At 45.2% G+C, this 13529-nt stretch carries 12 protein-coding genes; 8 read left to right on the top strand and 4 right to left on the bottom strand.

Annotation, left to right across the window (positions count from 1 at the left end; genetic code table 11):
- Window positions 1–167: 167 nt before the first annotated feature.
- Window positions 168–1166, bottom strand: a complete 999-nt coding sequence (locus tag ACM0P2_RS07940) for an adenosine deaminase (RefSeq protein WP_419227529.1) — start codon at window positions 1164–1166, stop codon at window positions 168–170.
- A gap of 323 nt (window positions 1167–1489) precedes the next feature.
- Here ACM0P2_RS07940 and ACM0P2_RS07935 point away from each other — a divergent pair, with 323 nt between their 5' ends.
- Entirely contained in the window at window positions 1490–2821 is a 1332-nt protein-coding gene (locus ACM0P2_RS07935) for an NCS2 family permease (RefSeq protein WP_159117257.1), read from the top strand.
- 104 nt (window positions 2822–2925) lie between these two features.
- Here ACM0P2_RS07935 and bamE read toward each other — a convergent pair whose 3' ends face one another.
- The 3 genes from bamE to ACM0P2_RS07920 all read right to left on the bottom strand — a co-directional run bounded on the left by bamE (window position 2926) and on the right by ACM0P2_RS07920 (window position 4853).
- Window positions 2926–3183, bottom strand: a complete 258-nt coding sequence (gene bamE / locus ACM0P2_RS07930; protein ID WP_105930933.1) for an outer membrane protein assembly factor BamE domain-containing protein — start codon at window positions 3181–3183, stop codon at window positions 2926–2928.
- Between the two features lie 94 nt (window positions 3184–3277).
- Complete coding sequence (gene puuE, locus ACM0P2_RS07925; RefSeq protein ID WP_419227528.1) at window positions 3278–4207, bottom strand: allantoinase PuuE; 930 nt, start codon at window positions 4205–4207, stop codon at window positions 3278–3280.
- A gap of 1 nt (window position 4208) precedes the next feature.
- A complete protein-coding gene (locus ACM0P2_RS07920) occupies window positions 4209–4853 on the bottom strand; it encodes a TetR/AcrR family transcriptional regulator (protein WP_120959870.1) in 645 nt (214 codons plus the stop codon).
- A 380-nt stretch (window positions 4854–5233) separates the two neighbouring features.
- On the opposite strand from ACM0P2_RS07920, the gene xdhA reads away from it, so the two are divergent.
- The 7 genes from xdhA (at window position 5234) to ACM0P2_RS07885 (ending at window position 13516) form a co-directional block, all read left to right on the top strand.
- The gene (xdhA, locus tag ACM0P2_RS07915) at window positions 5234–6679 is read left to right on the top strand and encodes a xanthine dehydrogenase small subunit (protein WP_419227527.1); all 1446 of its coding nucleotides are present in this window, start codon (window positions 5234–5236) and stop codon (window positions 6677–6679) included.
- Entirely contained in the window at window positions 6672–9038 is a 2367-nt protein-coding gene (gene xdhB, locus ACM0P2_RS07910; RefSeq protein WP_419227526.1) for a xanthine dehydrogenase molybdopterin binding subunit, read from the top strand. Before xdhA ends, xdhB begins: the two co-directional genes overlap by 8 nt.
- Complete coding sequence (gene xdhC / locus ACM0P2_RS07905; protein ID WP_419227525.1) at window positions 9035–9976, top strand: xanthine dehydrogenase accessory protein XdhC; 942 nt, start codon at window positions 9035–9037, stop codon at window positions 9974–9976. Before xdhB ends, xdhC begins: the two co-directional genes overlap by 4 nt.
- A complete protein-coding gene (gene uraD / locus ACM0P2_RS07900) occupies window positions 9963–10469 on the top strand; it encodes a 2-oxo-4-hydroxy-4-carboxy-5-ureidoimidazoline decarboxylase (RefSeq protein ID WP_159117251.1) in 507 nt (168 codons plus the stop codon). The genes xdhC and uraD overlap by 14 nt, the downstream gene beginning before the upstream one ends.
- 87 nt (window positions 10470–10556) lie before the next feature.
- Window positions 10557–10889 (top strand): hydroxyisourate hydrolase, encoded by a 333-nt coding sequence (gene uraH, locus ACM0P2_RS07895; protein ID WP_159117250.1) that lies wholly within the window; start codon window positions 10557–10559, stop codon window positions 10887–10889.
- A gap of 5 nt (window positions 10890–10894) precedes the next feature.
- Window positions 10895–12184 (top strand): guanine deaminase, encoded by a 1290-nt coding sequence (guaD, locus tag ACM0P2_RS07890; protein ID WP_159117249.1) that lies wholly within the window; start codon window positions 10895–10897, stop codon window positions 12182–12184.
- Window positions 12185–12232: 48 nt separating this feature from the next.
- A complete protein-coding gene (locus tag ACM0P2_RS07885; protein WP_419227524.1) occupies window positions 12233–13516 on the top strand; it encodes a urate hydroxylase PuuD in 1284 nt (427 codons plus the stop codon).
- Window positions 13517–13529 lie beyond the last annotated feature (13 nt).

Genomic DNA, 13529 nt, shown 5'->3' with positions numbered 1-13529 from the left:
ACTATTGAAAGCCCTTTATACCGTGAGCGGCGTTTTAAAGGGCCAAAGTATTTTTAATCGTTAAACACACTTTTAACCGTTAAAGACTTTATTCATCGTTAAAGACATTTTTAACCATTAAAGACTCTTTTAAGCGTTAAAGACACTTTTAATCGTTAAAGACTCTTTTAAGCGTTAAAGACTTTATCAATAAAGTCAGCTTTTACATTTTCAGGTAGAAAGCTCGCTTTAAAGCTATTCGCAGCCAGTGTTCTCACCGTGTGTTCATCCAAATTCAGTGACTGATGTAATGCATTAAAATTATCGTTAAGGAAGCCCCCAAAATAAGTCGGGTCGTCCGAGTTCACCGTTACCAGCAACCCCGCATCTAATAGCTCGATGATATTGTGCTCTTTCATATCATCTATCACACAAAGCTTTAGATTACTTAGCGGACAAACAGTAAGCGGTATCTGTTTTTCTTTTAAATGTGCCATCAATGCATCGTCTTCTTGACAACGAACACCATGATCAATGCGGTCAACATCAAGTAGTTCAATGGCTTCCCAGATGTAGGACGCTGGTCCTTCCTCACCAGCGTGAGCAACAATTTTAAAACCAAGAGATTTCGCATGTTTAAACACACGCTCAAATTTTGAAGGTGGATGACCAAGTTCAGAGCTATCAAGCCCCACGGCTGTTATATGCTCGTAGTATGGTTCCGCCTCTTCCAATGTTTTAAAAGCGTCGTCCTCTGATAGATGACGCAAGAAAGACATTATAAGATAACTACTGATACCGTACTCTTCTTTGGCCTTGGCCATTGCGCGTAGAAACCCTGCCATAAACACATCAAAGCTTATTCCCCTTTCCGTGTGGGTTTGCGGGTCAAACATGATTTCAGTATGAACAATGTTGTCGTCGAAACACCGTGATAAGTATTCCCACATTAAGGTGAAGAAGTCTTCTTCGTCCCTTAACACTCCTGCTCCTGCATAATATAAATCTAGAAAACTCTGTAAATCTTCAAAGTTATACGCTGCTTCTATCTCTTCCACGTTGGTATAGGGTAGTGTTACACTATGTTTCTTAGCTAGGCGCCACATGAGTTCAGGCGTTAAGCTTCCTTCTATATGCAGATGCAATTCGGCCTTTGGAATGTTGTTAATTATTGATGACAGCGACATGGCCCCTCACTTAATTGCACTATAACGATGCAATCGCATTAGTTTAGTGCGTATTAGTTTATCTTTAATGCTATCTGTAAACGAGTTCTATTGCTCATTTAGGTTTTGTTTGCGGTTTTTTTTAACATTGTTTTTGTTGTTTATAAACCGCATGGCTGCTCGTGGGCTGCCTGGCTAGTGACGTTGAGTCACACAGTGATTGTTACTTGATCACTGTACTACATTGTAAGTTAGCACAAAACGCACCAACAAGTTGACTAACTGGTCAGTTTATTGCTTTCCATGCACAAAATACTTAGTGAAACACATACAGAGAACTCTTGATGTCTAACAACGTTATTGAGCGGCTATTTAAGCTGCAGGAACACGGAACCACGGTAAGAACAGAGATTATTGCAGGACTTACCACGTTCGCAGCCATGTCATACATACTTGTTGTAAACCCTGGCATTTTAGGGCTTAGCGGCATGCCCGTTGAGGGGTTAATTACGGTTACAGCACTGGCAGCTTGTATCGGCACGCTGATGATGGCGCTTATGACAAACTACCCTATCGCTCTAGCGCCAGGTATGGGGTTAAATGCGTTTTTCGCGTTTACTATTTGCCTTGGTAGAGAGGTTCCTTGGGAAGCCGCGCTGGGCATTGTGTTTTGGAACGGTATTCTTTTTCTACTTCTTTCGCTTACGGGTGTTCGAACTAAAATTGCCGAATCAATTCCGCCATCGTTAAAAATAGGGGTTCAATGCGGAATAGGCTTGTTCATCGCTTTTATCGGTCTTAAAAATGCGGGTCTTATCGTTGATAACCCAGCGACCTTTGTTCAGCTTGGCGACCTTTCAGAACCCGCTGTAATGCTTGCTTTGGTTGGTATTATATTTACCATTGTTTTGATGGTTAAGCGCGTAACTGGCGCTATTTTAATTTCAATTGTAACGCTCACGCTTATTGGCGCCTTTATACCAACAGAAAACGGCACATTAACGGCAACTCCCACAGCCGTTGTGGGCATGCCAGAATCTATTTCAAATACCTTTATGGCAATGGATTTTTGGTATCCTATCGATCATTTAGCAGAGACCTGGGACCTTATTTTCGCACTTATGTTTGTCAATATGTTCGATACTATCGGAACGTTAATTGGTGTTTCTCGCAAAGCGAACCTTTTAACTCCTGAAGGTAAACTGCCTAAAATTGGTGCTGCCATGACAGCCGATGCCTCGGCAAGCGTTGCTGGCGCATTTGTAGGCACATCCCCTGTCACCAGCTACGTTGAATCTGCTACCGGCGTTTCTGCTGGCGGCAGAACAGGTCTGACAGCAGTGGTGGTTTCAGTGTGCTTTTTATTATCACTTTTTTTGACGCCATTGATGAAAGTCATTCCGCTTATGGCTACCACGCCAGCGCTGCTTATGGTTGGGATTTTGATGATGGAGTCTATTCGGCAAGTCGATTTTGATGACTTGGGCGCCTTGGCTACCGCATCAGTGGCACTTATTGCGATGCCGCTCACATTCAGTATCAGCGAAGGTATCGCCCTTGGTTTTATAACGTACGTGGGAATTAAGGTTGGCACAGGAAAATTTAAAGAAGTTACGCCGCTCACCTACGCACTAGCTATTGTTTTCTTACTTAGATATCTACTCGACTTGAAATAAGTCACCTTCGTTTGAAGGGTATAGCGCGCAACACTACCGTCGGATACAAAAAAGGTGGCTTCTAAGCCACCTTTTTTAAGATTGCTATAACGCAGGCTACACGCCTACTTAAGTCCATCGTACGTGAAGGTAACCGCTTTATCGCCCATGAATACAATCTTCACATGCTTGCTGTCTTCGTTACCCCAAGTACATGCCATAGTGCCCATTGTTTTGCCACAGTTGTCGGCAGACCCTAAAATGGCTTCAACTTCGTCTTGAGTCATCCCCATTTCTAACTTATCGTAATTTTCTTTCGTCAGCTTCGAGCACGCTGTCAGGGCTAGTGCACTTAAAGCAATAATGGCTAGTTTTGTTTTCATGTTTTTGTCCTTTGTAAAGCGAATCCGCAAGCGACTTATCAAACTCGCGAACATTTGTTCAATATACTTTGAAGATATCAGCGTACTTTAAACGCTAAATATGCGGCTTGTCATTACTCTCTTTAGGATGATTAGCTAACCAATGACGTGCAATTTGCTCCCGCGTAGCTATCCACACCTTATCATGAGATTTGATGTATTCGATAAAGCGTTTAAGCGCGGCCATACGCGCAGGTCGACCTACAATGCGATTATGCAAACCGATGGATAACATTTTTGGTGCTTCATCCCCTTCTTCATACAAGATGTCAAAGGCATCTTTTAAGTAGGTGAAGAATTGCTCCCCACTATTAAACCCTTGAGGTGTTGCAAACCGCATATCATTTGTATCTAACGTGTACGGTACCATCAACAGTGGCTTACTATAATGACAGTCGTAATAGGGCAAATCATCAGCGTAAGAATCAGCGCAATATAAAATATCGTCTCTTTCTGCGATTAGTTTAAGCGTATTCGGGCTCGTTCTTCCTGTGTACCAGCCTACAGGCTTCGCACCTGTTAACTGCTCGTGAAGCATAATCGCATCGTCTATTTGTTTACGCTCTTGCTCCTCACTCATGTCTTGGTAATGTATCCAGCGCATGGCATGACTCGCAATTTCCCATCCTGAATCCATCATGGCTTTTACGGCATCTGGGTGACGCTGCATAGCCATGGTTACCCCAAAGACAGTAACAGGAATTTGGTAATTATTGAGCAAGCGATGCAAGCGCCAAAATCCAGCGCGGCTACCATACTCATAAATTGATTCCATACTTAAATGGCGATCTTTGTAAGCTTGTGCGCCAATAATTTCTGACAAGAAAATCTCTGATGCCTCGTCGCCATGAAGTACGCAGTTTTCACCGCCTTCTTCATAGTTTAATACGAACTGAACGGCTATTTTTGCTCCGTCAGGCCAATTTGCATGGGGGACATGTTGGCCATAGCCAACGAGATCACGAGGATATATAGACTCTGTCATACTACACCTCGAAACTTTCAGGCACAGACAACCCACAACCGCCGAGCACTAGCTTTACAACCTGCTTTGTGGCGTCTTCAAAATCCGCTTTTGTCATTTTTTTACCGCGAAGACGAGTGATTTGCGCAGAAAAGTCAGCATAGTGCTGGGTACTTGCCCAGATGGTGTAGAGTAAATATTCACCTTCAATGGGAGGAAGCTTACCCGCGTTAACCCACGCATCAATAACGGCGAGTCGTCCTTTCATCCAAAGTGCGTGCTCTTCGTCAAAGTATCCACTTAGGTTTTGCGCACCATTTATTATTTCCATCGCGAAAATTTTTGAAGCCATAGGGTGGGTTCGCGATACTTCCATTTTCTCAGCAATGTAATTTGCCAATACCTCTGCCGGATCGTCTTCTACCGTGGCTTTATCAAAACGCGAGTTCCAGAGCGACAGGGTTTCTTCTAGAACTGCAACATAAAGTTCTTGCTTAGTTTTGAAGTAATATAAAACATTGGTTTTTGGCAGCCCTGCTTCGTCGGCAATCTTTTGAACGGCAGTTCCTTTAAAACCAAATTGCGCAAAGCACTTCTCGGCGGCTTGGAGTATTTTTCTTCTATTCATAGCGCCAACGCCAGCGTCGACACTTTTTACCTTCATCATTATTCTTTTAATTCCTTTGCAAATTGCCTTGCAAGCACACAGGCCCAACAAATGCTGCATGTATTTTGATAGGTTAGCATTTATTGATAACGCGATGCTACAGAGTATACACGCCACTCAACTAAGGTGTTTATTATACCAAAGCTCGACTTATGCATTTTTTTAAAACCTTGCACGAATCTTGCCTTGTCTTTATTAACTATGCAAAAGTGAGGGTTGCTGAAGCGTTTATTTACCCTCCACTTATTTGTGCAAAAACTTGGCCTTTTATAACCCGGCCTTTTTTTATAAGCAAAAAATTGACCATGTGGTCTACTTTTATTGAAAAAATACAGCTATATTAATGGATACAAGAATGAACATAGAAAGAAGGTGTGAGTATGATTCGCTTTCTAATAAATAACGATATCGTTGAGATTAATGAAGCGCGAGCCGACCTCACCCTTCTGCAATTTATACGCGAACATCGCAAACAAACAGGAACTAAAGAAGGCTGTGCGGCAGGTGATTGCGGCGCATGTACTGTCGTACTTACTGAGCCTGTAACTACGAATAATGGAACCAAGCTTCACTATCGAACGGTGAATAGCTGTATTACGCTAATGAGTGCAGTACACGGTAAACAACTAATATTTGTTGAACATTTAAGCGATGGTAAACACTTGCACCCAGTTCAACAGGCTTTAGTTGAACATCATGGCTCCCAGTGTGGTTTTTGTACCCCTGGTTTCATCATGTCTATGTTTGCGCTGTATCATAGTGATAGTAAGCCCGATAGAGATGATGTACTACATGCATTATCTGGCAACTTGTGTCGATGCACCGGCTATCGCCCTATTATCGATGCCACAATGGCGGTATGTGAAAGCGCGCCAAACGATAAATTTACCGCAGCCCAAGATCAAACCTTGGCTACATTAAAGTCGCTTGAGCGTACTGCCCCAACGGGTACAGGCAACATTCATACACCGTCCTCTCGCGAAGAATTAAAAGCGCTGATTACCGCCTTTCCAGATGCGCAGTTAGTAGCAGGAAGCACTGACCTAAGTTTGCAGTTCACGCAGCAGCTTAAAAAAGTCGATACCTTAATTAGCCTGACACATATTGATGCACTTAAACAGCGCACCAAAAATGAGCATTCTATCGCTTTTGGTGCAGCGCTTCCGCTAAGTGATGTCGCGCCTGACTTGTTAGCAGCGTTTCCACAAGTGGCAGAACTCGTCACTCGCTTTGCATCCTTACCTATTCGTAATCAGGCTACCATTGGTGGAAACGTAGCGAATGCTTCACCTATTGGGGATATGCCGCCGCTTTTACTCGCCCTGAACGCAACGCTGCATTTGGACAATGGCAATGAAATGCGCACCGTTCCTATTAGCGCGTTCTTTACTGGTTATCGCGAAACACAATTAGCGCACGGCGAGTGGATCAGCGCCATAGAAATTCCCTTAAAACAATCTAATCAAGTGTTAGCCGCTTATAAAATTTCCAAGCGATTTGAAGATGATATTTCGGCGGTATGTGCCGTGTTTAATGTCACCATTGAGGATGGCAAAATAGAAGCGATTAGCAGTGGTTTTGGTGGCGTAGCGGCAACACCGATAACCTGCAGTGCGCTTGAAAGCGCACTTATTGGTAAACAATTTTCTAGCAAAGAGTGCTTGAACTTAGGTAAGCAAATACTGTTTGATGCCTTCTCGCCCATAGACGATGTGCGCGCCACCGCCGAGTACCGCAAAACAGTTTTAGCCAACTTGTGGCATCGTTTCTGGTTAGAGCATCAGTCGGTAAGCAAAATAGAAACACGAGTGGTGCAACATGCGTAAGTTAATTAACACCCCTTTCTCAGAAGACGAAAACAAAAATCAAAGCGTCGTTCACACGTCAAAAAGACATGAAAGTGCTGAGCGCCAAGTTCAAGGCAGTGCTAACTACGTTGATGATATCGTTGAACCTCAAGGTACGCTCTACGCCGCGGTTGGCTTAAGCCAATGTGCTAAAGGCACAATCAACAGCATAAACCTTAACGCGGTGCGTGAAAGTGAAGGCGTGGTTGACGTGGTAACTATTGAAGATGTTCCCGGGCATAAAGACATCGGCCCCGTTTTTGAAGGCGATCCCTTACTTGCTAATGGCGAAGTTAAGTTTTTCGGCCAGCCGGTATTTGCCGTACTGGCTACGTCAGTCGCGTTAGCGCGCCAAGCAGCATTAAAGGGCAAGGTTAATGTCACTGAGGTCGCGCCAGTACTTAGTGCAGATGAAGCACATAGGCAGCAGACGTTTGTGCGCCCATTACATAGATTCGGCCAACACTCTGAGCGTGTTGATGACGCCTTCGCTAACGCTACGCATCAAGCATCAGGTACACTTAGCATTGGCGGCCAAGAACATATGTACTTAGAAGGTCAAGTAAGCCTCGCGATCCCTGATGAAGAAGATCGCATGAAAATCTACACCTCCAGCCAACATCCAAGCGAAGTTCAAAAGCTAGTTGCCGAGGTACTAGACGTAAAGTTGCACCGCGTAATGGTAGACATGCGAAGAATGGGCGGTGGTTTTGGTGGAAAAGAAACGCAGGCGGCACAATGGGCTTGTATTGCAGCGTTACTAGCGCACCGCAATAATTGTGCAGTAAAGCTTCGTCTTCCTCGCTTTACCGATATGCATGTAACGGGTAAACGCCACCCCTTTGAAAATTCTTTTGATATAGCGTTCGATAGTACAGGTAAAATTAACGCCACCCGCATGACAATAAATGGGATATGTGGGCACTCTCCTGACTTATCTGATGCGATTGTAGATAGAGCCATGTTCCATGCAGATAACGGCTACTTCCTTGGTGATAGCGACATAACGGGTCACAGGCTGCAAACTAACATGGTGTCACATACCGCTTATCGCGGCTTCGGTGGCCCTCAGGGAATGATCATGGCGGAAGCTATGATGGATAAAATTGCTCGTGCCATCGGTAGCGATCCTCTTTCAGTTAGAAAGCGCAATTTGTATGGACCTACAACGGGTACTACCACGCCCTATGGAATGGAAATTGAGCACAACCTTTTGCCAGAAATGATTAGCGAATTAGAAGAGAGCGCCCATTACTGGCAGCGTCGAGAAGCGATTAGTGCATTTAACAGAGAAAGCCCTGTAATAAAGAAAGGGCTTGCATTAACGCCGGTTAAATTTGGCATTTCCTTTACCGCCAAACACCTTAACCAAGCTGGAGCGCTCGTTCATATCTACACTGACGGAAGCATTCAGGTAAACCATGGCGGCACCGAAATGGGTCAAGGTTTGCACACAAAAATAGGCCAAATCGCGGCGAACGAGTTCGGTGTCGAATTGGACATGATTGAAGTGACCGCTACGCGAACCGACAAAGTACCCAACACATCCCCAACGGCAGCATCGAGCGGAACAGACTTAAACGGTAAAGCCGTCCAAAACGCGTGTATTACGCTTAAAGCACGCTTGGCCGAATGCTTTGCGAAAAGCCTCGATCAAGAAGCGAAGGCGGAATACGTTCAATTCAGCAATGGTTACGTGGTTTTAGGTGAACACCGAATACGTTTTCCAGAGCTTATACAACAGGCGTATTTTGCACGGGTATCTTTGTCTTCAAGCGGCTTTTACAAGACACCTAAACTTCAGTACAACCGCGATACCGGTGAAGGCCGACCGTTTTTCTACTTTGCTTATGGCGTGTCGATGAGCGAGGTTTCTATCGATACACTCACCGGCGAATACACGGTTGATAAAGTGAACGTGATACACGATGTGGGCAACAGTCTTAACCCTGCCATTGATATTGGTCAAATAGAGGGCGCATTTATTCAAGGAATGGGCTGGCTTACCACAGAAGACTTAAAGTGGAACGAAAACGGCAAATTAATTAGCGAAAACATGGCCACATATAAAATTCCAGCCATTGGCGATACGCCAAAGGAATTTAACGTGAAGCTATTTGGTAGAAAAAATGCTGAAGACAGTATCTATCACTCAAAGGCCGTGGGTGAACCACCATTCATGCTAGCGATATCGGTTTGGTGTGCGCTAAAGGACGCGATTTCAAGCTTGTCAGGCTACACCATCGATCCGCAGCTAGATACTCCAGCTACACCTGAACGCGTTTTAAACGCCGTGGCTGCAATTCAGCAGGCTGATAGCCGAGGCGGTGGTGCATGACGAGAGCGGCTACCTCTTTTCGCGCTAGACACTGGCACGAGGCAATTGCCGAATGCCAAGATCGCAACGAAGGCTACGTATTGGTTACCGTTGTAAATACGGCTGGCTCGACACCCCGTGAACCGGGAAGCAAAATGGTGGTTACCGCTTCAACCAGCATTGACACTATAGGCGGCGGGCATCTTGAATTTGATGCAATTGCAAGAGCACGGGAATTTCTGGCCAAAGGCGAGCCATGCACGGAACTGCACAGCTATCCACTAAGCAGTGCGTTAGGTCAGTGCTGCGGGGGTGCAGTAAAAGTACTGTTTGACGTTTGCAATGTGCATCAGCAGCATATCGCCATTTTTGGCGCTGGCCATGTAGCAAAAGCTCTAGTGCCTATTTTGGCACAACTTCCTGTGCGCCTATCTTGGATAGACAGTCGTGATGATTTGTTCCCCCCGTTGCTACCCGCTAATGTTCAAAAAGTGGTAGAGGAAATACCAGAAAGCGAAGTGAGGCACCTTGATGAAAACAGCTGGCTTGTCATATTAACCCATGATCACCAGCTTGATTATCGCATTACGGAACAGGCATTGAAGCTTCCGTCTTTGCCATTTGTAGGTTTAATAGGCTCAGACACGAAAGCTAAACGCTTTATCACAAAGCTTATCCAGCGAGGGTTTGACGAACGTGCACTATCGCGACTTGTCACGCCTATTGGTAATCGCGACATTCCGGGCAAACAACCTATTGAAGTTGCCGTTTCTATTGCAGCCCAATTAATTGCAAGGCTTCACGATGATAAGTCGGTAGCAGTGGATGACTCAAAAGACGCTGATAGCGCGCCATCCGACGTCAGGGCCACGTCTGCAAACGCTAACGAAGCAGGTCAAAGAAAAGAACAAGCCTTAAGCAATAGCAAAAAGAGGAGCACAATCAGTGACGTTAAATGATGTAAACGAACTAAACGCTGACGACGCGTCTTCATGGTTTGAACAGTGCTGCGCGTCAAAAGTGTGGATTTACCACATGGTTAACGCCCGCCCTTATCAAAATGTTGAGGCGCTGACTGAGCAGGCAAAAAAAGCATGGGCAAAATGCAGTTACGATGATTATCTTGAAGCGTTTACCGCACACCCTATGATTGGTGATGTAGATTCTCTTCGCAAAAAATTTGCTAACACTAAAGAAATCGCAGCTGGTGAGCAGTCAGGGGCAGCCAGTGCGTCAGAGTCTGTATTGTATCAACTAAAAGAAGCCAACCACGCTTATCTGGAAAAGCACGGATTTATTTTTATTATTTGCGCAACCGGTCTTTCTGCGCTCACCATGCTAGAAGCATTGCAGGCGCGCCTTCCTAACTCAACTCAAGAAGAGATGAGTAACGCCGCAGCAGAGCAAATTAAAATAACCTTGCTTCGAATTAACAAAGCGCTGGATGAATAGTGATCATCTAAACTCTTTTAGCTATGCGACGAGATTTATAATGCACGCTAGCTAGACGCGCAGAAGAATAGGATTAAGGAATTACGTATGAATACCCTTTCAAGTCACGTACTAGACACAACATTAGGTAAACCGGCGAAAGGCATTGCACTAACATTAACACTGCCTGATGGCAGCACGCTGTCAGGTGAGACGGATAATGATGGCCGTTTTAAAAACTGGGCGCTAGTCGATGATGGCGGCTTCCCTGCAGGCATTTACAACCTGAGATTTCACTGCAAGCCGTATTTAATCGAAACCCACGGCAGCAGTTTTTACCCACATATTGATATCACGTTTGAACTTACTGAGAATGGCGGCCACTATCACGTGCCATTGCTTATTTCTCCCTTTGGGTTCAGCAGCTACAGAGGCAGCTAGTATATATGCAGCTTTTTCGTGCAAGCATTGCGCACTTTCCAAAACAAACTACTCAGTTCGACAATGACATCGCTATTTTCAAAGACGGTGGTTTGTTAGTTAATGACAGCGAAATACAAGACATTGGCGAATTTCACGTAATAGCTGAGCGCTATCCAGCCGCCACTGTGACCGACTTTTCGGGCAAATGGATATTACCGGGTTTAATAGACAGTCACCTGCATTATCCTCAAACCCAGAGCATTGCTCACTATGGAGAACAGCTGTTGAGCTGGCTCGAAAACTACACGTTTCCCACAGAGATACAGTTTGCAGATAGTGCACACGCCACAACAATAGCCAAAGTTTTCTTAAACCAGCTATTGAGAAATGGCACCACCACTGGTTTTGTTTTTACCACCGTACATAAGGAAAGCTGCCATGCACTATTTAGCGCAGCGAGTGAGATTGATATGGCGATTGTGGCAGGCAAAGTGTGTATGGACAGAAACTGCCCTAGCGAGCTTCGCGACAACGCTGAAACTGCCCAAGCAGATAGTGCGCAGCTCATAGAAACTTGGCACAACAAAGGCCGTAGCCGTTATGCACTAACCCCTCGTTTCGCCCCCACCAGCACAGAAGCCCAACTTGCTGCGCTAGGTGAACTTGCCGAGCAGTATTCCGACGTTTTTATTCAAACGCATTTATCTGAAAATTTAGATGAGATTGCGTGGGTAAAAAGCTTGTTCCCTCAAGCTGATGGTTATTTAGATGTCTATGACAAATATAACTTAGTGCGAGAGCGTTCCGTTTTCGGACACGGTATTCACCTTACGCCAACTGAATGGGCGCGATTAGGTGAAAGTGGTGCAACTATTGCCTTTTGCCCAACATCGAACTTATTTTTAGGCAGCGGCCTTTTTGATATGACCGCGGCACGGGCGAATAATGTTCATGTTGCTATGGCTACCGATGTAGGCGCGGGTACTACATTTAATATGTTTAAAACCTATGGCGACGCCTATAAGGTTAGTCAATTACGTAATGAGCCTATCAGCCCGTTAGAAGGATTTTACCTGATGACTCAAGGTGCCGCCGTGGCTCATGCCCTTGATCATGAAATAGGCAATTTAAACCCAGGGTCTACGGCCGATTTTATTGTTGTTGAGCCGAGGTTCGATGAATTGACGCGCTTAAGAATAAAAGAAGACGCTGAGTTTGATGACGTGTTTTTTGCGTTGAGTATTTTAGGTGACGACCGTGCTATCGACCAAACGTGGTTAAACGGTACCTGCCGCTATAAAAAAGAAGATTAAAGTAACAGGCTACAGTAGGGCTTTATACCCTAAATAAGGAGAATAATAATGCCGTGGCTAGATTGGATTAGTTTATTTGTACGTTGGTTTCACGTCATCGCAGGTGTGGCGTGGATTGGCGCGTCGTTTTACTTTATTTGGCTAGACAATAACTTACGTACGCCACCAAAGTGGAAGCAAGACAAGGGGATTAAAGGCGATTTATGGGCTATTCATGGCGGAGGATTTTACGAAGTTGCTAAATACGCTTATGGCCCAGAGAAAATGCCCGAGACCCTGCATTGGTTTAAATGGGAAGCCTATACGACTTGGCTATCGGGCTTCGCCCTTCTCATTATCGTTTACTACTTTGGAGCCAGCGCCTATCTTATCGACCCATCGGTCAATGCCATGTCGCCAGCCACGGCAATATCTTTGGGGTTAGGGTTAATCTTTGGTGGTCTAGCCTTGTACGAGCTTGCCTGTCGTAGTCCGTTGGCGAAATATCCACTCACCTTCGGCATTGGATTAGTTGCGCTTATTTGCGTTGTTAGCTACCTGTCTACTCAGTGGTTTAGCGGTCGCGGCGCCTATATCCACGTGGGTGCACTTATCGGCACTATTATGGCTGGTAACGTGTTTTTTAATATTATGCCGAACCAGCGCAAGATGGTGGCAGCGGTAGCAGATAAAAAAGACATTGACCCAAGCTGGGGAGCAAGCGCTAAATTGCGCTCGGTGCATAATAACTATTTCACCTTACCCCTGCTTTTTATCATGATTTCCAATCACTATCCCATGACTTACCAGCACCCACAAAATTGGCTGGTACTTATTGCCATCATGGCGACAGCTGCGTGGATAAGACATTTCTTTAATTTGCGTCACGTGGGCACCACTAAACCAAGTATTTTAGTTTCTGGTGCAGCAGCGATGCTCGCGATAGCACTGTGGGTGTCTTGGCCGCAATCATCTTTAGAGACAACGTTTAGTCATGAAACGGCCCATTCGCCGAATAGTGCTGAGGTCGATGCAATGCACACCTCATCTAATCGAGATGGAATGAGCAATGAAAGCGGTGACTTACACACTAGCATGGTGATTAGTGATGAGAGGGTGGCAAGTTTGGTAGCAACGCACTGTGTGAGCTGTCATTCACGAACGCCAACGGATGATATCTTCAAAGTTGCACCATTGGGCGTGGTGCTAGATACATGGGAAGACATTGAGCGGTTTGCACCGCAGCTGGTTCGCAGAACCACAGTGACCAAGGATATGCCGTTTTTAAACAAAACCCAGATGACTGATGCCGAGCGTCAGGACATCGCTGCATGGTTTGCACAGAAACGATAGGCTCACCGAAAAG

Source organism: Alteromonas sp. OM2203 (assembly GCF_048517045.1).
Lineage (GTDB): Bacteria > Pseudomonadota > Gammaproteobacteria > Enterobacterales > Alteromonadaceae > Alteromonas > Alteromonas gracilis.
This window is presented reverse-complemented; position numbering and strand designations above follow the sequence as displayed.